Annotated in this window: 22 protein-coding genes and 1 pseudogene; 17 read left to right on the top strand and 6 right to left on the bottom strand. The window is 51.5% G+C overall.

Annotated elements, in window-relative coordinates; translation table 11 throughout:
- Position 1: 1 nt before the first annotated feature.
- On the bottom strand, positions 2–832 hold the full coding sequence (gene ku, locus FS806_RS08740) for a non-homologous end joining protein Ku (protein ID WP_144934614.1): 831 nt from the start codon (positions 830–832) through the stop codon (positions 2–4).
- 459 nt (positions 833–1,291) lie between these two features.
- Between ku and FS806_RS08735 the strand changes: the two genes are divergently transcribed.
- The 11 genes from FS806_RS08735 (at position 1,292) to FS806_RS08685 (ending at position 12,579) form a co-directional block, all read left to right on the top strand.
- Positions 1,292–1,495 carry a hypothetical protein gene (locus FS806_RS08735; RefSeq protein ID WP_144934611.1) on the top strand — a complete coding sequence of 68 codons (204 nt, stop codon included), beginning with the start codon at positions 1,292–1,294 and terminating at the stop codon, positions 1,493–1,495.
- Between the two features lie 58 nt (positions 1,496–1,553).
- Positions 1,554–1,733 carry an H-type small acid-soluble spore protein gene (locus tag FS806_RS08730; protein WP_144934608.1) on the top strand — a complete coding sequence of 60 codons (180 nt, stop codon included), beginning with the start codon at positions 1,554–1,556 and terminating at the stop codon, positions 1,731–1,733.
- Positions 1,734–2,189: 456 nt separating this feature from the next.
- The gene (locus FS806_RS08725; RefSeq protein ID WP_144934604.1) at positions 2,190–2,732 is read left to right on the top strand and encodes an RNA polymerase sigma factor; all 543 of its coding nucleotides are present in this window, start codon (positions 2,190–2,192) and stop codon (positions 2,730–2,732) included.
- On the top strand, positions 2,725–3,042 hold the full coding sequence (locus FS806_RS08720) for a hypothetical protein (protein ID WP_144934601.1): 318 nt from the start codon (positions 2,725–2,727) through the stop codon (positions 3,040–3,042). The genes FS806_RS08725 and FS806_RS08720 overlap by 8 nt, the downstream gene beginning before the upstream one ends.
- A complete protein-coding gene (locus FS806_RS08715; protein WP_144934598.1) occupies positions 3,039–4,550 on the top strand; it encodes a hypothetical protein in 1,512 nt (503 codons plus the stop codon). The genes FS806_RS08720 and FS806_RS08715 overlap by 4 nt, the downstream gene beginning before the upstream one ends.
- 425 nt (positions 4,551–4,975) lie before the next feature.
- Positions 4,976–5,995, top strand: a complete 1,020-nt coding sequence (gene thiL, locus FS806_RS08710; protein WP_144934593.1) for a thiamine-phosphate kinase — start codon at positions 4,976–4,978, stop codon at positions 5,993–5,995.
- 3 nt (positions 5,996–5,998) lie between these two features.
- Positions 5,999–6,487 (top strand): tRNA (adenosine(37)-N6)-threonylcarbamoyltransferase complex ATPase subunit type 1 TsaE, encoded by a 489-nt coding sequence (gene tsaE, locus FS806_RS08705; protein WP_144934590.1) that lies wholly within the window; start codon positions 5,999–6,001, stop codon positions 6,485–6,487.
- Positions 6,484–7,326 (top strand): tRNA (adenosine(37)-N6)-threonylcarbamoyltransferase complex dimerization subunit type 1 TsaB, encoded by an 843-nt coding sequence (gene tsaB, locus FS806_RS08700; protein WP_144934587.1) that lies wholly within the window; start codon positions 6,484–6,486, stop codon positions 7,324–7,326. Before tsaE ends, tsaB begins: the two co-directional genes overlap by 4 nt.
- Positions 7,307–7,825: a ribosomal protein S18-alanine N-acetyltransferase gene (gene rimI / locus FS806_RS08695; RefSeq protein WP_144934584.1), complete on the top strand. Its 519-nt coding sequence runs from the start codon at positions 7,307–7,309 to the stop codon at positions 7,823–7,825. The genes tsaB and rimI overlap by 20 nt, the downstream gene beginning before the upstream one ends.
- Positions 7,822–8,865, top strand: coding sequence for a tRNA (adenosine(37)-N6)-threonylcarbamoyltransferase complex transferase subunit TsaD (tsaD, locus tag FS806_RS08690; RefSeq protein WP_144934581.1), 1,044 nt, complete (start codon positions 7,822–7,824; stop codon positions 8,863–8,865). Before rimI ends, tsaD begins: the two co-directional genes overlap by 4 nt.
- Before the next feature lie 924 nt (positions 8,866–9,789).
- Positions 9,790–12,579: a hypothetical protein gene (locus tag FS806_RS08685; RefSeq protein WP_222126619.1), complete on the top strand. Its 2,790-nt coding sequence runs from the start codon at positions 9,790–9,792 to the stop codon at positions 12,577–12,579.
- A 235-nt stretch (positions 12,580–12,814) separates the two neighbouring features.
- Here FS806_RS08685 and FS806_RS08680 read toward each other — a convergent pair whose 3' ends face one another.
- Complete coding sequence (locus FS806_RS08680) at positions 12,815–14,740, bottom strand: ABC-F family ATP-binding cassette domain-containing protein (protein ID WP_144934576.1); 1,926 nt, start codon at positions 14,738–14,740, stop codon at positions 12,815–12,817.
- Between the two features lie 249 nt (positions 14,741–14,989).
- Between FS806_RS08680 and FS806_RS08675 the strand changes: the two genes are divergently transcribed.
- The 4 genes from FS806_RS08675 to tatC all read left to right on the top strand — a co-directional run bounded on the left by FS806_RS08675 (position 14,990) and on the right by tatC (position 17,621).
- Entirely contained in the window at positions 14,990–15,658 is a 669-nt protein-coding gene (locus tag FS806_RS08675) for a 5-formyltetrahydrofolate cyclo-ligase (protein ID WP_144934573.1), read from the top strand.
- 134 nt (positions 15,659–15,792) lie between these two features.
- Positions 15,793–16,284 carry a MogA/MoaB family molybdenum cofactor biosynthesis protein gene (locus tag FS806_RS08670; protein WP_144934570.1) on the top strand — a complete coding sequence of 164 codons (492 nt, stop codon included), beginning with the start codon at positions 15,793–15,795 and terminating at the stop codon, positions 16,282–16,284.
- A 203-nt stretch (positions 16,285–16,487) separates the two neighbouring features.
- On the top strand, positions 16,488–16,742 hold the full coding sequence (locus FS806_RS08665) for a twin-arginine translocase TatA/TatE family subunit (RefSeq protein ID WP_144934567.1): 255 nt from the start codon (positions 16,488–16,490) through the stop codon (positions 16,740–16,742).
- 126 nt (positions 16,743–16,868) lie between these two features.
- Entirely contained in the window at positions 16,869–17,621 is a 753-nt protein-coding gene (tatC, locus tag FS806_RS08660) for a twin-arginine translocase subunit TatC (protein ID WP_144934564.1), read from the top strand.
- Positions 17,622–17,694: 73 nt separating this feature from the next.
- Here tatC and FS806_RS08655 read toward each other — a convergent pair whose 3' ends face one another.
- Entirely contained in the window at positions 17,695–18,075 is a 381-nt protein-coding gene (locus FS806_RS08655; RefSeq protein ID WP_144934562.1) for a glyoxalase superfamily protein, read from the bottom strand.
- Between the two features lie 330 nt (positions 18,076–18,405).
- Between FS806_RS08655 and groES the strand changes: the two genes are divergently transcribed.
- Together groES and groL are read left to right on the top strand one after the other, a co-directional pair.
- A complete protein-coding gene (gene groES / locus FS806_RS08650) occupies positions 18,406–18,687 on the top strand; it encodes a co-chaperone GroES (protein WP_144934559.1) in 282 nt (93 codons plus the stop codon).
- A 78-nt stretch (positions 18,688–18,765) separates the two neighbouring features.
- Complete coding sequence (groL, locus tag FS806_RS08645; RefSeq protein WP_144934556.1) at positions 18,766–20,394, top strand: chaperonin GroEL; 1,629 nt, start codon at positions 18,766–18,768, stop codon at positions 20,392–20,394.
- A 535-nt stretch (positions 20,395–20,929) separates the two neighbouring features.
- On the opposite strand, the pseudogene FS806_RS27190 reads toward groL, so the two are convergent.
- The 3 genes and pseudogenes from FS806_RS27190 to FS806_RS08630 all read right to left on the bottom strand — a co-directional run.
- Positions 20,930–21,118, bottom strand: a pseudogene (locus tag FS806_RS27190) (site-specific integrase); the annotation flags it as partial.
- A complete protein-coding gene (locus FS806_RS08635) occupies positions 21,111–21,515 on the bottom strand; it encodes a type II toxin-antitoxin system VapC family toxin (RefSeq protein WP_144934553.1) in 405 nt (134 codons plus the stop codon). The gene FS806_RS08635 and the pseudogene FS806_RS27190, both read right to left, overlap by 8 nt.
- A complete protein-coding gene (locus FS806_RS08630; protein WP_144934551.1) occupies positions 21,512–21,745 on the bottom strand; it encodes a hypothetical protein in 234 nt (77 codons plus the stop codon). The genes FS806_RS08635 and FS806_RS08630 overlap by 4 nt, the downstream gene beginning before the upstream one ends.
- Positions 21,746–22,085 lie beyond the last annotated feature (340 nt).

The following is a 22,085-nucleotide window of genomic DNA, read 5'->3' as shown; positions in this document are numbered from 1 at the left end:
GTCAGGAAACGGTCTCCTTCGCTTTTTTGCCCCGCCCTTTGGGAGCCTTCGGCTTCGTTTCCTTAGGCTTGACGGCATCCAAACTGGCCTGCAGGGCGGCCATCAGATCGATAACATTGGTTTTAGGCTGCTCCGGAGCGACCCTGACCTCCTGGCCGGCGATTTTTTGCTGAATGGCATCCATTAGGGCGCTTCGGTAATTATCGCTGTATTTATCCGGCTCGAAAGGTCCGGACAGCTGCTCGATGAGCATTTTTGCCATATCCAGCTCTTTTTCATTAATGGACGCATTCTCGGGAAGGTTCGGCACTTGGGAAGTAGAGCGGATCTCGTCCGGGTAGAAAATGGTCTCCATAGCAATGCAATTGTTAATAATGCGGATGGCGGCAAGACTGCTCTTGGAACGGATGGAGACGGTCGCTATACCGATTTTGCCCGTTTGCTTGATCGATTCGAGCAGCAGGTTATATGCATTCGAACCGGTATCCCCCGGCGACAGGTAATAAGTTTTTTGAAAATAGATCGGATCGATGTCCTCCAAATCGACAAAATCCATTATTTTGATTTCTTTGTTAACCTCTGAGGAGAGGCTCTCCAGCTCATCCTTCTCAAACAGAACAAAATGCCCCGGCTCATACTCATAGCCTTTAGTAATTTCTTCCCAATCAATCTCCCGGTCACAGGACTTACACTTGCGGACGTAGGAAATAGGCGTACCGCATTCCTTGTGGATATACCGCATGCTGATATCTTTGTCTTCCGTGGCGGCGAACATTTTTACGGGAACATGGACAAGACCGAAGCTGATGGCTCCTTTCCAAAGCGTATGCATCCCTGGTACCCTCCTTTAAAACTAAATTGAAGTGAAGCGAAAATAATAAGGACTCGACATAAGTTCCGGGGCTCCCCGCAAAGTACCCGGAATAAGCTTCGAAGGCATACTTCACTTTGTGGGGTATTTACAGGGCTCCCCGCAAAGTACCCGGAATAAGCTTCGAAGGCATACGTCACTTTGTGGGGTATTTACAGGGCTCCCCGCAAAGTACCCGGAATAAGCTACGAAGGCATACTTCGCTTTGTGGGGTATTTATTATTATTTCCAAATAGAACGGCTTCTAAAAGCGGTAAGACCGGAATTCCTGCCCCTGGTCTGTCCGTCACGAAAGAGGCTCCGATGTTAGTATGTATCCGGCTGTCAGGATTATGAATGGTTCGGGTGGATCGGGGATAAAGTAAGCTATATTGGCACAGAAAATTTCAACTAAATGTTAATGAAAGGCGGGCTTAGAGTATGGCGGAAAATAAAGAGGATAAAAGAAAGCAGGATGAGTTAAACGAAGGAAGAGACGAACGCTTCATGGATATTGACCGGATGGTTAACGAAGGGTTAGGCGGGGGAAATGTAACGGTGGACAACGGATGGATTGACGAGTCGACCACGGATACTATGGACGAAGAGGAATCGTTCTTGAACCTGGAGGAAGACGAAGACTGAGGTTCTTTTCGCAGTCAACTCAACGATCCGGACATATCGAGAGAAAGGAGGGGATATCATGGATTTGCTAAGAGCCAAGGAAATTCTCGATTCCGAGAACAAAATTAATGTAGAAGTAAACGGCCAACGGGTCTGGATCGACAGTGTGGATACGGAGAGCCGGACGGCCAAAGTTCATGTGGAGCATAAGCCGGAAGAGATGAGGTTTGTTCCGCTGGAAGAGCTTCATGAAGTTTAGGGAGAAGATCCCGCGCCTTAATTGGCCGGGGTCTTTCTTTTTTTTGAAATATATGAAAGTATAAGTTTCCATCTGTACCTGTTCTTAGCACATTAGAAAGTTTAAGTTCATTAAAGCATTAAAGTGTAACAAACTTTCTAATTGGCATAAAAAGCTTCCTCTAATACCGGGTTATTCGTCTTCGAAGAGGCTCCGTTAGAAGCTTTTTTTTCCACATTAGAATTTATAAGTTATTGCGTCCTGAATAACTCCAAATTCTATTTGGCGATAAAAACATCCTTTAAACGCGGTCGCTCATCCATGAAATACTTCGATAGGAGTTTTTCTCATATGTCATCGGTAAACGTGCCTTTCCAAAAGGACGGCGAGTCGTTTATCCTTGTTACGACTAAATTAATTGCAACCGAAACAGGGGCTTACCCCGTCTAATATAGAGAAGGGGTGGGAGGGTATAGGATGAACTCGGAACAGGAATGGATAGACAGACTTCAGAAGGGGGACGGTTCCGCATTAGCTTGGCTTATGGACCGTTACGGGACCAGCATATACCGGACTGCCGCGCTGCTCTTGAAGGATCGGCACCTGGCCGAGGACATCAGTCAGGAGGTCTTTCTCAAGGCCTATCAAAAAATAAGCCAATACAAAGGGCAGGGCAGCTTGCAAAGCTGGCTGACCCGGATCGCCGTTCATCTATGCCGGAGCAGGATGAGGCTGGCTTCCTGGAAGAGGCTGTTTATCCGGGATCCGATTGAACAAGAGATCGTCGGAACGGATTCCAACATAGAACAAATGGCGGAAGAACAAACTCTGTGGAACCACCTGCAGAGAATTCCTTATTCGTATAGAGAGGTTATTGTTCTGCATTATTATCAGGATCTATCGATTCGGGAAATAGGGGAGATCACCGGAGATAAAGAAGGAACGGTCAAAAGCAAGCTGTCCCGGGGGAGGGCCATGCTGAAGAAGGAATTAATCCGGGGAGGGTGGGAAAATGAATAATTGGACGAAAGAGGAAGCGGCAAAGATTAAGGAACAACTGGATAAGGAATTGTCCGTCGTTCAATTTACGGACTCGATGAAAGCAAGCGTCCTCCGGCAAGCGAAACGGACCTTCTGGGAGAAGGAGGTTTATATTCCGCACCCGTTTGTAGCGGCTGTGGTCGGAGTGATGGTTCTTGCGGCGGTTCTTATTTTTAACCCGGTATCCAGGGACCAACAGCCGGAGGCGCCTGCCGGCCCCAAGCTGGTCGTGCTGAACAGCGGGGTTTTCTATGAGGAACAGTTACAGGGAGGGGGAAATCGGCCATGAGGGTAAAAATAAGAACGATAGCCATAGCTGGATCTATCCTTCTCCTTATGACTATAGGATTGGTTGTGTCACTTCCCGGTTGGCTGTTGAAGATGGAGAAATATGACGCGCTTCTCACTTGGTTTCCCAAGAGTTCCGAAGCTCCCGAAGCCTTGTTTTGGTCGGCTGATAAGGCGATGAGAGGAGCTCAAACCAACAAGGTGGACCGGATTTATATTTTTCCTAATAGCTCCTCTTACTCTCGTTCAGAGACGGCTGCCCAGTTAGGCTTGGCGATAGACCGATGGGAAAGGCTGCTCGCTGAATATCCGGATTACCGTGATGCGGAGCAGGCGAGACGTAGATTGGCGGAAGCTTATTTTGCCCAAAATAACTGGCCGCAGGCCGAGCGTGTCTACGAGCAACTGGCTTCCTCCGAGAACCAGTGGGTCGGAAAAGAGGCGCAGGGGTATTTGGAGGCAATCAGATCCAGGCTGCCCCGTCCCGGAGAAGAACCATCAATAACCGGCCGGGTAATTGTAGGAGGTAAGGGAGTCGCGGATGTTTTTGTCATATTGAGGAAAAAAACAGAAAACAATACGTGGTATTCCAATCCTTTCGGGTATTATCCGGTAGCGATAACGGATTCGGATGGAACTTACCGATTTTTTGATGTGGAGTCTGGTCATTACGAAGTGGGAGTCGGTATCGGAGCGGATGCCGTCAGCGGGTTTTACCGGACCGGACAAGAGGAGCCGGTGGCAGAGATAAGTGAACATTCGACAGCCGGTTACGATATCGTCTTTCTGCCGAAGGTGGAGACGGTCTCGCCGGTTAACCGGGAATTAATAGACGGGGATGCTATCCGTTTTGAGTGGGAGCCTTATCCTGCGGCTTCTTATTATCAACTGGGCATCACTTCCATAGACCGTGATAAGCAGGGCAAAGTGGCCGGGAGCTCTACAGTATTGCTGAATGAAAAATGGACGGAAACCACCGCCGAATATGATTTGGATACACTCCGGAATTATCGGCGGGGAATTTCCGTGTCTTACGGCCAGGATGAGATGTGGCTGTCCACCCAGGGAGTTCTGGGAGCAATCTTCCCGGGAGGGGAGTTTACCTGGTACGTGGATGCATTCGATGCCGAAGGGCGTAAGATCAGCAGCTCCAGCGGTTATTATTTGTTAAATGACAATCAGGTTCCTTACTTCACGATCGATGACCGGGAGCAGTTGGAAGGGGACCGCTACGTCATGGAACACCGGTATGAGGAGGCTGTCCAGGCTTATGAAAAGCAGCTGGACCATCCTTATGCCCTGCGGGCGCTCGCCCGGCTGTGGTTTACCGGCTTCCGCTACGGGGAGGAAGGGGATAAAGCCAAGGCGCTTACTTATCTCGAACGGTTGGAAAACCCGACGGTGAATGATTATGAGCTGATGCTGCATGCCTATGAAGCTGCGGGGAACGAGGAAGCGAGCCGCCGAATTCAACAGCTTCTTGATGATTTATATGCTAAACAGCCGTAATCGATGTCGATTTAATGGCGTACAGCCAAAGATCATGCGAAAACCTGCACGGTTTGGTTTTAACGGAACCAGATGACCTTATTCCCTAGAAATGCTCGCGAAAGTAGGAGAATTCCAAGCAATAAGCGCGCCTGGTTCCGTTAGTTTAAAAAAACGGCCTAATTTGACGAAATAAGGTCTCCCAGTTCCGTTACATTTTCGCGTTTAACCATAACCAGTTTCATTGGTACTATACCAATTGGGCTTTTCACTATACATCCTGTTGTACACCTTTCCTACAAATGAAAGACAGCCTCAGATTTAGCCCCACTTATCGGTTTGGCGGCGGACGGCGGTCTGATTCGGTAATTCGACAGCGCTTCTTGCGGCATCTTTAACAGAGGGCTATAATATGTTCAATACTGAATGAGGGTGGCCTTGAAAGTATGGACGAATTTGCTCTTATCCGTCGCCTGACCGAACGCAGGACACGAACCGGGGCGGCTCTTCCGCCTCTGGTGGTCGGAATCGGAGACGATGCGGCTGTGGCGGATTGGCCGTCCGGATCGCAAATCGTCATGTCCTGCGATACGATGGTGCAGGAAGTTCATTTCAAGCGAGTGACTATGAAAGACAGTGACGTCGGATACAAGGCCATGGCCTCTAACATTAGCGATATCGCCGCCATGGGCGCCATTCCGCGATATGCTTTATTGTCGCTGAGCGCACCCAAGAACGTACCTGTATCCCGGTTGGACAATCTGTACGAAGGGCTGTACGAATGCGCCGAACAATTCGGAGTTACGGTGGCGGGCGGGGATACGACTTCAACCCCGGGTGAAATAGTGCTTGCCGTTACCATTATAGGAGAGATCGAGCAAGGGCGGGCGTTAGTCCGCTCTTCTGCCCGTCCGGGTGACGCGGTCTTCGTCACCGGCTATCCGGGCTGCTCCGCCGCCGGCCTGCACTATCTGCTCGGTAGGCAGCAGGCTGCCGATTCCATCGGCGAGCTTGCGCAGCCTTACCGCTTTCTTGTGCAGGCGCATCAGAGGCCGCAGCCGCAGGTGAAAGCCGCCCGAATGCTGCTGCAATCCGGCTTCGCCGGGGCGCTGAACGATGTTAGCGACGGCGTGGCCAGCGAAGCCGCGGAGATTGCCGAAGCGTCCGGCGTCGGTGTGCTGCTGGAGGAAGGGCGGCTGCCGGTGCATCCGGACTTGGCGGAATATGCGCGGCTGGCCTCCCGGGAACCGCTCGATTGGATCTTGGGCGGCGGCGAGGATTATCAGCTGCTCGGAACGGTAAGGCCCGAGGGAGTGAACGAGTTGGCCGCGTTGTTCAGCCGACACGGCATTCCGCTGGCGATCGTCGGCGAGGTGAGCGAGCGGTTCACGGGCGTCCGGCTGCTTCGCCACAGCGGAGCTATAGAGCCTGTGGACAAGCGGGGCTATAATCATTTTGACAATTAGGGGATGATGACTACGCAGCCGCAGTATACTTATGAGTCTGCTAACGAGCAGGACACGTCACGCTTGGCCGAAGCGCTGGCCCCGATGATGACGCCCGGTACCGTGCTGGCATTGGACGGCGATCTCGGTGCCGGGAAAACAACGTTCTCCCAGGCGTTGGCCAGGGCTCTGGGAGTGGCGGATGTGGTCAACAGCCCGACCTTTACCATCATTAAAGAATATTCGGGAGAATCGCTTCCTTTTTATCATATGGATGTGTACCGGATAACCGAGGAAGAGGCGGATGAGCTCGGGCTGGACGAGTATTTTTATGGCGACGGGGTAACGGTCGTGGAATGGGCCAGCCGGATCCCGGATTTGCTTCCGGAGGAGCGTCTGACGATCTATATCGAAACGACCGGCTTGCAGGAGCGAAGGTTCCTGTTGACTCCGGAAGGGCCGGTCTACAGGCATTGGTGCGAGACGTTGAAACAGAACGGAGTTTTCATATGACAGAAGAAACCAAGATACAGAATACAAGCGGAAGATGGCTTGCCCTGGATACCTCCACCTCTGCGATGACCGTCGCGGTGCTGGAGGGAGAACGGTTATTGGGCGAACGGAATTCGCGGGCGGAGCGTAACCATTCGATGTATTTGCTGCCCACCATTCACGAATTGTTGGCTGAGCTCCAGCTTCGTCCGGCTGATCTGGACGGCTTCGCTGTCGGACGGGGGCCCGGCTCCTATACGGGCGTTCGAATCGGCATCACCGTGGCGAAGACGATGGCGTGGGCGCTGAAGCAGCCGGTCATCGGAGTGTCCAGCCTGGAAGCGATGGCCTTGGGCGCTGCCGAATCGATGGCCGGGACGGAAAGGGAAGCGCAAGTCCGTGAAGACAGCCAGCCGGGTCCATCCTGGATCGTTCCTCTGATGGATGCTCGCCGGGGACAAGTCTATACGGCTTTATTTGCTTCCGGGTCCGGACGGTGGAGTAGAATTCGCGAGGATGGAATCCGACTGCTGGAGGTTTGGGTAGAGGAGCTGGCGGAGGCGGCCCGGAACGAGCCGGAGAAATCCAGACCGCGGCAAATCCGGTTTGTCGGAGAAGTTGGGGCCTTCGCCGATGCTATAGGACGCCTGGCGGAGCAATGGAGCGGAGAATCAGGGGCATACCCTCATGATATCCATGCATATGATGTCGGTAGGCTTGCTCTACGGCTTCATGCGGCCGGAATTCACGATGACGTGCACCGGCTGGTGCCCAATTACACGCAGCTGGCCGAGGCAGAAGCGAAGCTGTTGGCCAAAACGTCCTCGGGAGGAAAAAGGGATGGAGAAAAGCGTCCATAACGACACCTCGCCCAAGCTTGTTTTTCGCTTGATGCAGGTGGACGATATTGAGCAAATCTGCCAAATCGAGGAGGAGGCTTTCCCTACTCCCTGGACGGCAGCCGCTTTTTATAACGAGTTGGTCAATAATCACTTCGCCCGTTATATGGTGATGGAATACGATGGGGAAGTGGCCGGCTATGCCGGGATGTGGCTGATTATGGATGAAGCTCATATTACCAACATAGCGATCAGGGAGAAATACCGGGGCATCAAGCTCGGTCGGAAGCTGGTCGGCGAGCTGCAGAAGACCGCAGCCTATATGGGCGCTTCGCGAATGACCCTGGAGGTCAGGGAATCGAATGCCATCGCCCGGAATCTGTACCGGAAAATGGGCTTCGAGGACAGCGGGGTCCGCAAAGGATACTATACCGACAACAATGAGGACGCTATTATTATGTGGGCGGAATTGAACAAGTCCCCTCAGGCATCCAAGAAAGGAGCAGGTGGAGGCGAATGAAGCCGGCGGAAGAGCTGCGAAAGCAGCCTTGTTATATAGTTGCCATTGAGACAAGCTGTGATGAAACCTCGGTGGCTGTCGTAGAGGATGGAACGAAGGTCAGATCGAATATCGTCTCCAGTCAAATCGAGACCCATCGCAAATTCGGAGGGGTCGTTCCGGAGGTGGCCTCCCGGAAGCATGTGGAGACCATTACATGGATTATTGAAGAAGCCCTTAGGGAAGCCCGCGTGAGCCCGGCCGAGCTGTCGGCAGTGGCGGTTACTCACGGTCCGGGGCTTGTCGGCTCGCTGCTCGTAGGGATGGTGGCGGCCAAAGCGTTGGCTACGGCGCTCGAGCTTCCGCTTATCGGAGTGCATCATATTGCCGGCCATATCTATGCGAACCGTCTGGTAGGAGAGCTGGAGTACCCGTTGGTCGCGCTGGTCGTATCGGGAGGCCATACGGAAATTGTTCATGTGCAGAAGGAAGGGCGCTTCCGCATTCTCGGACTGACCCGGGATGATGCGGTGGGAGAGGCCTTCGACAAGGTGGCACGGGCCCTGCAGCTCCCCTATCCTGGCGGACCGCATATCGACCGGCTCGCTCATGAAGCGAAGGAGAGCATTACGCTGCCAAGAGCTTGGCTGGAGCCGGGCTCATACGATTTCAGCTTCAGCGGCTTGAAATCGGCCGTTCTGGCCGTCCTGAATCAGGCGAAGATGAAAGGGGAGGCTCTGGACCCCGCACATGTGGCCAGAGGCTTTCAGGAGTCGGTCATCGACGTGCTCGTGGAGAAAGCGGTGCGCGCCGTTCGGGAGACAGGCGCACGGCAGCTTCTTCTGGCGGGCGGAGTGGCCGCGAATCGCGGGCTGCGGACCGAATTGGCGGGACGCTGCGCCGAGGAGGGAATTCCTCTGGTCATTCCCCCGTTCGAATATTGCACGGATAATGCGGCGATGATCGGTGCGGCTGCTTATTTGAAATATACGCGCGGGCAATTTTCATCCTTTGATATGAAGGCTGAGCCGTTACTTTCATTAGAAGAATGGTCGGTTTAGACCAAGGTATTTGAACGGCAGCTCCGGCCATCGTCGATGGCAAGAAGACTAATTGGGACGCACAATCGTTTATCCACAACTTAATAATGTAAGAAATCTACCGTTTGCTTCACCCGTATGGGGGGCAGACGGTTTTTTTGCAGCTTCATGTAGAAAAATGACGAGGTAAGGACTCTGTGGACATAGTTATCCACAACCTATGTGGACAATGTGAATAGAATCAAAAAGTCTATGGGAGAGTAAGGGCGACAATTATCCCCGCTTCGGGATAGTTTTTTCAACAAAAACTGTGGATAATGTGGATAAAGTTGTTGATAGTCATGTTTTTTTCTAATTTTCCTTTGATTTTTTGATTATCCACTTGTGGATAACGATGTGGACATTTTTGTTCATATTCGGGTAGTAAAAGAAACCAGGCGAAAGCTCGCAGCAGATACACGGTTAGGGCTTTTTTTAGCTGGCTGATAGCTCCGGGATAGGATGAAAAAATGCACAAGGGGATTAAACGAATACCTGAAAATTAGCCAACCACTCACCTCGTGTCGATTTCTCCATCGGAAGGCTTCGCGTCAGCGGCATGGGGACTACCTTGAGAAATCCATCTATTTTCATTTTTGCCGGTGCCGTACACGGAATGACGCGTCTAATTGGAATTCAAGTGCGTCCGTTGTTTAGATTTGGCGCGAGAATCGGGTTATTGCCGGGGCTATTCTTGGAAGGTATTTGTACGGAGTATGTCTGCAGGGATTCAAGACGAGACTAGGAATTGGCGGATCTATTCAAAGCTCCAGATTAAGGTAAACGTCTATTGGCCGAAGTCATGGGGCGATGTTGGAAGTCATCTTTATTTTCAAGTAACCTCTGGCGTACTTTCACAAGACCGGGAGGAAGAAAATGGGGTCCCAATCCAGTGTTCGTTCTTTCTTGCTGTTACTTACAGGGCTGTTGGTATCGGCCGGGTACATATTGTTTTTCGCTGTTCTGGGGCATCTGGGACAGGTTTATCTGAAGGACAACATAGCGCGGCGAAGCCCTGTCTCCGGGCAGCCGGTTCATCGTGTGAACTCGTCCGAAGAGAGGGAGTCAGCGGAGCGCTTGACGATTATCTCTATCCCCGGTTTGTCTTTCCTGGAGCTTCGGGAGCCCAGCTTAAGGGTGATGCCGGAGTTGAGCCGGCTATTGCAGGAAGGAGTGCTGGGGGCGGTCAATGCAAGGCTTGCGGGGCAAGGGGGCAAAGACAGCTACGCTTCCATCGGAGCGGGAAGACGGAGTGTGAGCGGCGGTGCTCAGGGGTATAACCGTTGGGAAACGGTAGAGGAGGTTCCGGCTGATGTGCTATATCAGCGATACACCGGACGCCCTTCCGGGAAGGAAGCGATTTTCGTTCCCGCTATTGAAGGGCTGGCGAGTACGAACCGGGCCACTTCTTATGGAGGAAGGCCGGGTTCGTTGGGAGACATTTTAGGAAGGAATCAGGTTCAGACCAATGTCTGGGGCAATGCGGATATAGTCTCGGAAGCCGATCCGGCGAAAGGTCTTCAACGGTACGCGCCATTGGCGCTAATGAATCTGGAGGGAACCGTGGCCCAGGGGGATGTCAGCCGGTCTCTGTTGAGATCATCGCCCTGGCGTGCCGGAGGGGTAAGCACGGACTATTCGGCCATCCTGGATCAGTGGAAACAGAGGGACAATCGTTCTGTCACGCTTATTGAATTGGGGGACTTGCAGCGGTTATATGCTGTTAGATCCTTTTATTCGGAGGAAAGCTTCGCGGCCCAAATGCAGGATGTACTTAAGGAAATGGATTCGTTCATAGGAAATGTTCGCCGGGAGATTGCGGATAAGGAAGATCTGTGGATCTTATCCCCAGTAGTTCATTCGGATGCTGCCAAGAGGAAGCTGACGATGGCTCCATGGATTATGCATCGCAACGATGGCGGAAGGGGGTTGATTTATACGGAGTCCACCCGCCGGGATGGAGTTGCCGTCATGTGGGATCTGACCCCGTCCGTTACCGAGCGGTTAGGTTTGGCCGGAGCTGCGGAATGGACGGGAAAAGCCGTTCAGATCAAGCCGCATGCCGACCCGCTCGCATACCTGCTGGGGGAAATAGGGCGGATGGAGGCGGTTTATCGCGTCAGGCTCCCTTTGTTATCCGTTTTTACGGTATATGAAATTGGGGTGTTATTAATCGGGCTTTATTATGCGTTGTCCCGTAAAAAAGAGGGGCGGCCCTTGGTGCGCGGCCTGTTGTGGTCGATTCCGGCGGCCCCCTTGCTACTGTTTGCCTTGGGCCCCGGGTTGAATGGGACCTTGTCTATCCATGGCCCGAAGCCGGGCGTCGGAGGCTTATCCCTGGCCAGCGCAGAGGGTACGGCGTTATGGAATGCCGCGCAAATAGCGCTGCTGCCGGTTGTTTTGGCAGCCATCAGTCTGTGGCTGGTCCGGAGGAGCCTCTGGGCCGGCTGCACCTGGATCGGCCTCGCCACGGCAGCCGTGCTCATGCTGGACGGCTGGACCGGAGCGAACGTCATGAAACGCTCGGTGCTTGGTTACGATCCGATTATCGGAGCCCGGTTCTATGGAATCGGCAATGAACTAATGGGGGTGCTGGTAGGGGCGGCTGTGTTGGGAACGATGGCATGGGCCCAACAGCGGCAAAGCCTGCCCGCGGGTTCTATGCCCGGGTCTGCTTCAGTTGCGGCCGGACGGTCTGGCCGGCCGAAGCGCCCGGCGTCTCCCACAGCCGCCCGGTCTGGCCGCGCGATCGGCCCAACAGCTCCTGCAGCCGATCGGTTGTTCCGTTGGGGACTGGCGGCTTTGTATGTCGCACTGCTGATCTATCTGGCTTCTCCGGTCGGCGGGGCTAATGCAGGTGGTGCCATAACGGCCGCAGTGACCTGCGGGGCGGCCTGGTTCGGCCTGCGCAGAGGGGAGCGATGGTCCTCGCCGCTTTCTGCTTGGCCGGAAAAGCCATCGCTGCGGGGTGGAGGGCGGATGCCGAAGACAGGCGCAGGCGCTGTCCGTTATCTGGGCCCTCCCATTCCCTTGCGAAATCTGCCCGTACTTAGAGAAACGCCCCGATCCGGGCAGCCGGAGTTAGCTCACACTGACCGGGCATCTATTGGGCGTCAACTCGGGCTGGGACAATACGTACTAACGGTTTCTGGAGGGGAAGAGTTCGGGCGGGCGACGTCCCGGTCCGGAAAGCCGGTGCCAAAACAGCCGGGACATGAGTTCCAGGCGCGTGGGATGAAGCTGCGGACAGCGGTTCTTCTGGGACTTCTGCTGGTGGGTGGCATTCTGGTTCTATGGGTGGCCAATGTATGGTTTAAGGGAGGGCAGCATAGTCATATCGGGGAGGCTTTTCGGTATTTGGCGGCGGGAGATCTGGCGGAGATCAAGGACATTCTCGTGAGGAAGCTGAAGATGAACGTGCACCTGCTCAGGGCATCCATCTGGAGCAAAGTGGTTCTGACCTGCGTTCTGGTCATGCTGGCAATCTTGGTGAAGCCGCCGCGGAGATTCCGCAGGTGGAGAAGGCTTTATCCCGCTTTCCTCAACGGCTGGGCGGCCATAACCATCGGAACGGTTACGGCATTCCTCTTCAACGATTCGGGCATTGTCGCTGCGGGGACGATGATGACCTATGCGGCCGTACCCCTGCTGCTTCTTTCCTTGGAAGAGCAGGTGGAGGAGTCGTCCGACGGATGAAAATGCTTCCGCCCATTTATTCAATTTTGACTAAGACAAGCGTCATTTCAATCAATCACTTAACGAATCAGTGACCGGCATAGCGATGCCTGCTGGATGATAAAGGAAGGCAAGCTTTCCGCCATTGCCGCCTCCCTCAGCTATTGATCCAAAAGCCTCGAAAAAGGGGATAGTCCCTTTTGGACCATCCCCCGACAAGGTGCGCCGCAGACGAACGAATCTCGGCACGTCAAGCCTATTCCATCCATTCTGCCCATTGCTCGTACAGCTGCTCGAGGTGCACTTTTTTCTGTTCCAGGTCGTTGTTCTTCTGCTGTACGAGGACGTAATCGTTAAAGATTTCCGGCTGAGCGAGTTCCGCCTCAAGATCGCTTATCTCCTGCTCGACCTTGGCGATCTCCTGCTCCAGTTGTTCCAGCTTGCGCCTGCGGGTGCGTTCCTCCCGTTTGGCTATTTTATCCGCTTCATAATCGTTCTGTGGTTCAACAGGCTGCTGTCGGCCGCCGTTCGTGGGCTTCTCTTGTTCGCTTTCGGCCTGCAGCTCGGCAAGCTCCTGCTTTTTCTCCATATAGTCGTCATAATTCCCCAAATAACCGGTAATCCCGTCGCGGGACAGCTCGAGAACGCGCTCGGCCATTTTATTCAGAAAGTACCGGTCATGGGAAATAAACAGCAAGGTTCCCTCATAATCGATCAAAGAGGCCTCCAGCACTTCCTTGCTGAACAGATCGAGATGGTTCGTGGGCTCGTCCAGGATTAGGACGTTGGCGTTCAGCAGCATCAGCTTGGCCAGGGAAACCCGTGCTTTTTCCCCTCCGCTTAAGGCGGAAATTTTCTTGAACACATCTTCCCCGCTAAACAAAAAGTTACCAAGCACCGTGCGGATACGGGCCTCTTCCAAATGGGGGAAGGCATTCCATACTTCCTCAAGGACGGTATGATTGGGATTAAGTCCTGACTGGTCCTGATCGTAGAAGCCGATAGTGACGTTGCTCCCCCATTCATAGGTTCCCCGCTCCTGCTTCAGTCGGCCGGTGATGACTTTCAGCAGAGACGATTTGCCGACCCCGTTAGGGCCAATCAGAGCCACGGTCTCTCCCCGATTCAGGTGCAGGGAGACATTCGTGAACAGCTCATGCCCATCGTAAGCAACGGCTATTTGGTCGGCGCGCAGCACTTCCTTGCCGGACGTTCGATCGATTTCGAAGGAGAAGGAGGCTTTCTTTAAATCGCCGAGAGGCTTGTCCATCCGTTCCATTCGTTCCAATGCCTTCCTGCGGCTCTGGGCACGTTTGGTCGTGGAGGCACGGGCAAGATTGCGCCGGACGAAGTCTTCCATTCGGGCGATTTCTTCCTGCTGTTTCTCATAGTGCTTAAGCTGAACGGCATAGTCGGCTGCCTTGATCTCGATATAACGGGAGTAGTTCCCCGTATACCGGCGGGAAGAGTGCCTCTCGATTTCATAGATCGTCTGGACAAGGGCATCGAGGAAATACCGGTCGTGAGAGACGACCAGAATCGAGCCCGGGTAGCCCCGCAGGTAATCCTCAAGCCAGGTTAGTGTAGCGATATCCAAATGGTTGGTGGGCTCATCGAGCATCAGCAAGTCGGGCTCCTGCAGCAGAAGCTTGGCCAAGGCAAGTCTTGTCCGCTGCCCTCCGCTTAAGGTGCTCACCACGGTGTCCGGAGGGAAGTCTCCGAAGCCCATCCCATGTAGAACCCCGCGAATTTTCGCTTCCATTTCATAGCCGCCCTGCTCGCGGAAAGTCTCCGAACGGGCCGCATAACGATTCATGGTTTCTTCATAAAGCTTCTCATTGTTCAGAAGCTCGGGATCAGCCATGCGGACTTCCAGTTCGCGAAGCTCTTGCTCCAGCTCCAGCAGATGAGAGAATACCGTTCTCAGCTCTTCATAGAGGGTCCGTTCCGAGTTCAATCCGCTGTTCTGGGCCAAATAACCGATCCGTGCCTCTTTGGATTTGAACAGTTCCCCGCTGTCATAGGAAAGCTCGCCGGCCAGAATTTGCAGAAGCGTTGATTTGCCCGCTCCGTTCACACCGACCAGGCCGATTCGTTCCCTTTCCGAAATTTGCAGGGAGATGTTGGTGAGCACAGGGCGAACACCGTAATTTTTACATAAATTTGAAGCTTGAAGCAGCATTTATATTAACCTCCGGAATAGATACTTGCATCGGGATAACTACTATCTAGTTTAACTGATGGATGGGCTTCGGACCAGTACCGGAAATCGGCGGCTCAGAAAGCGGGAGGAGTGTCGATTATCCGAAGAAGGGGAGGGTCTTCCAACCAAAAGTGCTTGGCTGCCGCCACGACCTGTATGTTATTTGACGGTTGATATTGGCTGGTTAGCGCTCTTACGGAAACGGCTCCAAAGTAGCTATTCTTCCATATGGCCGTTATGCTACAATTAGTCTACAAGATCAATCGAGGACAAGAGAGGCATGCATATATCATGACCGATATGGACCGGAAACGGCGGCTTCGCCGGGAAGCCGAGGCGCGGCGATCCGGGCTCGCCGAATCCGAGCGCCGTTTGAAATCCGAAAGGATCTGCCAAGAGGCTATCCGGTATTTAACGGAGGAGTCTTCTTTGTTGTCGGAGGGACGGGCATTATTTACTTACCTCCCCTTCCGAACGGAGCTTGATGTTACGCCGATTATAGAATGGGCCTGGGGCCGGCATATTCCCGTAACCGCTCCGCGATCTAACCCGGTTAGCAAGGAGATGGAGCCGGTCGTGATCTCTTCCATGGAGGAAGTAGAGGAGAACGGCCCTTGGGGGATCCGGGAGCCCAAGCCGGATTGCCCGGTATGGACGAAGCTCGACCGGATCGGATGTATTCTTATGCCCGGCCTGGCCTTCGATGCCTGCAGGAGACGGTTGGGGTACGGCGGCGGATTCTATGATCGTTTTCTCTCCCGGTACGGGCGGCAGGGATTGATGATTCCCGTCAGGCTGGCTCTGGCCTTCGATGTGCAGATCATTCCGGAAGTGCCGGAAGAAGAGCACGACTACAGGGTGGACGTTCTGATTACGGAAAGCGCCGTTATCCGCTAACCGACAGTACAGGTGTTGATTGCGGCGCCCGTTATTTATATGATGGAAGAAACCGGTCTTGCCCGCAGGCAACGGCCGGACAGGAAGATCCGAAGCGAAAATCATCAAACAGTTATGGAAGAGGAGGAGCTCTCATGCGCTGGAAAGTGGCTATTCTTACCGCCAGTGATAAAGGATCCAGAGGCGAGAGGGAAGATACCAGCGCCCAGGTTATCCGTGAATTGGTTGAGGAAGAGATGAACGGAGAAATTGTGGAGTACCGAATTGTTCCCGATGAATTGAAGGAGATTATGGCGTCATTGATCGAGATGACCGACTATTATCAAGCGGATCTTATCTTTACGGCAGGCGGCACGGGACTGGGTCCGCGGGATGTCACTCCCGAAGCGACGCTGCAGGTCGTAGACAAGCAGGTTCCCGGCTTGGCGGAGACCATAAGAATGAAGTCGATGCAGAAGTTTCCGGAAGCCATGCTGATGAGAGGAGTGTGCGGGATCCGCGGATCGACTCTAATTATCAATTTGCCGGGACATCCGGAAGGTGTTCATGAGGGAATGAGAGCCATTATCGAACAGCTTCCGGCAGCACTAAATGCTCTCGGCAGGAAGAATAAAGAAATAATGTAGCTTTAGCATATTCTGGTCATGATTTGTTCAATGGACGTTCATATTTTGTTGATTGTACATCCAACAGGGTTGGGGGTATAATAGAATCAATTATTGCGGCAGACGCCCAGGAATGGTTTGTCTGCAGATATGATTGAAAGAACTGCGGATGCTTTAACCGGCATCCCCGGTGCAAGATATAAAGCAGAGAGGAGTTGCAGAGGATGTCAGGAATCGGAACTACTGGAATTATATTGATTATTCTGGTCGCGCTCCTGTTGTTCGGACCGAACAAGCTTCCCGAGCTGGGACGGGCCTTCGGCAGAACGCTTAAGGAATTCAAGAACGGAGCGAAGGATATTATGCCGGACGATGATCAGCCCAAGCGTAAAGAGGTGTATCAGGAAGATACCCAATCTCGCGCTTCCATGTCTGAAGACTCCGATCGCACTCGCGATACGAAAAGACTCCCGGACTGATCCGGGCTGCGGTTTTTCGTGCTGACGCATAAGGTTTAAGTTCAATCGGCCCGGCACTGATTCTGCTGCAGGTCATGAAGGCAGGTTGGACAGCCTCCACAGAGAGAAAGATCGGTTGGTGAAGCTATGCAGGAAGAATCGATGACCCTGGTCGAGCATTTGTCTGAGCTGCGCAGACGCTTGATCTGGGTAATTGTTGTTTTGGTCATCGCGATGATCGGCGGCTTCTTTGCGGCGATTCATCTTTTGGAATATTTTAAATCGGTGCCGCCCGCTTCGGAGATTGAATGGAATGCTTTCTCCCTGTGGGATGGTATCCAGGTTTATATGCAGTTTGCTTTTATTATTGCTCTTATTGTGGTCCTGCCCTTTACTTTGTATCAGATTTGGGCTTTCGTCAGACCCGGCCTGCGGGAAGTGGAAAGAAGGGCTACCCTGAGGTACATCCCGTTTACGGTTGTGATGTTCCTTCTTGGGCTTGCTTTTGCTTATTTTATTGTGTTCAAGATGGCCTTCATGTTTACATCTTCTGTTAACCGGAGCATCGGGTTGACGGAAACCTACGGGATCATACAATATTTTTCTTTCATGTTTAACATTTTGCTGCCGATTTCATTGCTGTTCGAGCTTCCCATCGTCGTCATGTTTCTGACCAAACTGCGAATTCTCACCCCCCCGCGTCTTCGGAAAATGCGCAGATACGCCTATATGATACTTGTGATTGTCGGTACGGTAATTACTCCGCCGGATTTGATTTCCGATATCCTCGTTATCATTCCGCTGATTCTGTTATACGAATTCAGTGTTTTCTTGTCGGGCATGATCTATCGCAAGCAGTTGGAGAGGGACAGGCAGTGGGAAGAAGAATTCGGAGATTGATTCACATAATTGAATGGTATGGAAGCCAGGGAAGGTGCCCTGGCTTTCTTTTGCTTGGATTATAGGAATGAGGTCATTCGGGATGGCCGTAGAAGATTAGCCGATTGCCGAAAGGGTCCGTAACGCTAACCTCTAAAGTACCCCACGGAGTTGTTTCCAGCCCGGGTTTGGCATATGCGTAATTTTTGGACAGCAATCTTTCATGAAAGGCGGCAATGTTCTCGGTTTGAATGCGAATAGCAGAGCCCGGACAACAATCCCCATGATGTTCCGAAAGGTGAAGGACGGTTTGGTCACGGGAGACCTGCATGTACAGCGGGGCTCCTTCCTCAAACCGGTGCTCCCAATCCAATTGGAATTCCAGGAAAGAGAGATAGAACTCTTTAGCCTTATTATCTTCAAAGATTCGCAGAATAGGCGTAACCGATGTGAACTTGCCGTTTAAAGAATCCATGAAAAAAGCCTCCTCATTTTCAAGATAAAATCTTCGGCCTCAATCGTATTGTAGCGAACCTAAAGAGGGAAATAAACCGGGTGCGGCATCGTTTGAAAAATGAGGTGGAGCAATGGAAAACGCTTCAAATTTCCTCGGCTGAAGGGCTGAGGCCGCGGAACGTGTTCTTTTTACTCAGAGCGGCAAAAAAATATGAAATTTCCCTCAAAACTACTTGCAAAAGCATTGGAAAATGTTTATGATAAAAAGTGTTATTAGCACTTGAATCGAACGAGTGCTAATTCGGCTACATAGGCCGCTAAAGCAAAAATTAAAGGAGGCTATTTATCCATGATCAAACCGTTAGGCGATCGCGTTGTTATCGAAGCCATTGCTAAGGAGGAAACTACTGCTAGCGGTATTGTTCTGCCCGACACGGCTAAGGAAAAGCCGCAAGAAGGCAAAGTCATTGCAGTAGGCAGCGGTGCGGTGAAAGACGGGGAACGCATTCCTTTGGAAGTTAAAGAAGGAGACCGTGTACTCTTCTCCAAATACGCTGGTACCGAAGTGAAATTCGAAGGCCGCGAGCTACTGATCATGCGTGAAAGCGACATTCTCGCTGTATTAGCTTAAACCTGATAGATATCGATTCGTTTCGACGTTAGAGAAAGTAAATTTTTTGAGTACCTATTGAAATAGGAGGGTTTATACATGGCCAAAGACATTATGTTTAGCGAAGACGCACGTCGTGCGATGCTCCGTGGTGTAGATGCTTTAGCAAATGCTGTAAAAGTGACTTTGGGTCCTAAAGGGCGCAACGTCGTTCTTGAGAAAAAATTCGGAAGCCCGTTGATCACTAACGACGGCGTGACCATTGCGAAAGAAATCGAGCTGGAAGACGCTTTCGAAAACATGGGAGCTCAATTGGTTAAAGAAGTAGCAACCAAAACTAACGATGTAGCCGGTGACGGAACGACTACCGCTACCGTATTGGCTCAAGCGATGATCCGCGAAGGGCTGAAGAACGTTACTTCCGGCGCTAACCCGATGGTTATCCGCAAAGGAATCGAGAATGCGGTTAAAGCAGCTGTAGAAGAGCTGAAGAAGATCGCCAAGCCGATCGAAGGCAAGAACTCTATCGCTCAAGTTGCCGCTATTTCTTCCGGCGACGAAGAAGTTGGCCAACTGATTGCAGAAGCAATGGAAAAGGTCGGCAACGACGGAGTTATTACCGTTGAAGAATCCAAAGGCTTCGCTACCGAATTGGAAGTCGTGGAAGGAATGCAATTCGACCGCGGTTATATTTCTCCTTACATGATCACGGATACGGACAAGATGGAAGCTGTTCTGGAAGATCCGTACATCCTGATCACTGACAAGAAAATCTCCAACATCCAGGAAGTTCTTCCTGTATTGGAGAAAGTAGTTCAGCAAGGACGTCCGCTGCTGATCATCGCAGAAGACGTGGAAGGCGAAGCTCTGGCTACCCTCGTAGTCAACAGACTGCGCGGTACATTCACTTGCGTAGCTGTTAAAGCTCCTGGCTTCGGAGATCGCCGCAAAGCTATGCTCGGCGACATCGCTGCATTGACCGGCGGTCAAGTGATCACGGAAGAGCTCGGTCTTGAGCTGAAATCGACCGGCATCGAGCAGCTTGGACGTTCCCGTCAAGTTCGTGTTACTAAGGAAAACACGATCATCGTGGACGGTTCCGGCGACAAGAAGGATATCGGAGTTCGTATCCAGCAAATCAGAACCCAATTGGAAGAAACTACTTCCGAATTCGATAAAGAAAAGCTGCAAGAGCGTCTGGCTAAATTGTCCGGCGGCGTAGCTGTCATCAAAGTTGGAGCAGCTACCGAAACCGAACTGAAAGAGCGCAAGCTGCGCATCGAGGACGCCCTGAACTCTACTCGTGCTGCAGTAGAAGAAGGTATCGTATCCGGTGGAGGTACTGCGCTGGTTAACGTATACAATGCTGTAGCAGCTGTAGATGCTTCCGGCGACGAGAAGACTGGTGTAAACATCGTTCTTCGCGCACTGGAAGAGCCGGTACGTACCATCTCCAGCAATGCTGGTCTGGAAGGCTCCGTTATCGTTGAGCGCCTGAAAGGCGAGAAAATCGGCGTAGGCTTCAACGCAGCAACCGGCGAATGGGTGAACATGATCGAAGCAGGAATCGTAGACCCTGCGAAGGTTACCCGCTCCGCACTGCAAAATGCAGCTTCCGTAGCCGCTATGTTCCTGACCACTGAAGCTGTCATTGCCGACAAGCCTGAGAAAGATAAGCCGGCTATGCCTGACATGGGCGGAATGGGTGGCATGGGCGGTATGATGTAATCCAATCATCCAACGAAGGAATTCGAGGATGAGCGACCGCGTTTAAGCGGTAGATTGGATTGCCGATGGAACGCTAGCGCGTACCATGCGGAAATAAGGCTGTAAAGCCTGTAACATCAAGGGTTCTTCGCCGTTTGACCACATCGATATTTAAGACACCTTAGAGTTTTACTCTAAGGTGTCTTTCTTTTTATAAAAAGGGGAGTACTGATTGAGAATAGAAAGAATTGTACTTGTGCCTGGATTGATGTATTAAATAAAAAACAAGATGTTCTTTCAAAATTGCTATCAGATATGATGTCTGTTACTGAGAGCATGAAGGAAGGACTGTTTACCTATATAGGTCGATTCGAGGAGAGGGAGATATATAATTCGAGGGATCCGTATATATCTTCAAGTATGCTTAAACAGTTTTGTGAAGTTATTCTATTTGATAGGGTCTATTCAAGAGGGAATTATGAGGATTATTGCTGAGATAGGGATTATGCATGAAAAACAACAAGTAATAGATAACACTTAAAAAATTGAGGACCCACTACAGTCCTCGTTGGTTTAATAAGTTGTTCATTAATACGCTGAACTTCTGGGAAGCTTCTTTTTTCATACTCTTTGTGACATGCAAATATACTCGTTTTGTGATTTCATCATCTTGATGGCCCAGCCTTTCCATGATCTCATGAATGCCGACTCCGGCCTCCGCAAGCAGCGATGTACCATCATATTTTTAACAAAGTCATCCCATACTCATTCGTAACAAAGTTCATGTCTGAATCCCGGGAAACCAGTACCAAATTAGCTGTAAAGGCAGTTGCAATAATGAGCGCATCCGGAGTTTTTATTTTCCGTCCCTTGCTTCTTTGCTCGCTTTGCATGGAAGCGGCTTTTCTTGCGACGGTGGAATCGACATGTATCATATGTCTGGGGGAGAATAATCGCTCTGCGATTAAAAACTGATTGTGTTTAATACCACTTAGTACTTCACATTCCGTAATCGTCGAAAAGAATATTCGCTGTTTTTCTTCTTGGGCTTGGCGCACTAAGTTAACAGCAGCATGATCGTTGTCCAGAATGGCGATGACGATGTTCGAATCGAATAAATATCCGGAGTGGTTGTGAGTCACTTTCCCCAGCCCTCCCGTGACTCCTGAATGTGGTCTAATAATTCTTGCGCTTCCCCGGGCTTCAGAATTCCAGCTACACTTAAAATGTCATCAACTGAGTAATCATCAAAGTCCTCGATGGTTTCTGCTTCAAGATCTATGATAAGTTTCTTGGTGGAAATATTGTTTTCAGATAAAAACTCCCTTAAGTCTTTTGCTATATGAGGATGGAGTTTGCGTACCAATGACATGGAGAACCACTCCTTTATCAAAATATGTTGCTAAATCGGTCGCTTCCCGCGATCTTTTTTCGATCTTTACTTATAAACATTATACCCGATAATGGAATGAATGGATACGGCCGCGACACACAGAACGAGCTATTATCGAGTGTCTTTCATGTGCTATTGGGGTTAATGTTATAGTGACCGCCATTTGACCACATTTTGACCACGTACTCATCGGAAGCAGCATTCTCAACAGCACACTATGAACGAAATTCCCTGAATACGTGTGATGCTAGACTGAATAGTGGACACCGAGAATCGAGAATGCGACAATAAATTCAGCAAAATCGAGGTGTCCGAAGAT

Source organism: Paenibacillus sp. 32O-W (assembly GCF_007679495.1).
GTDB classification, from domain to species: domain Bacteria; phylum Bacillota; class Bacilli; order Paenibacillales; family NBRC-103111; genus Paenibacillus_L; species Paenibacillus_L residui.
This window is presented reverse-complemented; position numbering and strand designations above follow the sequence as displayed.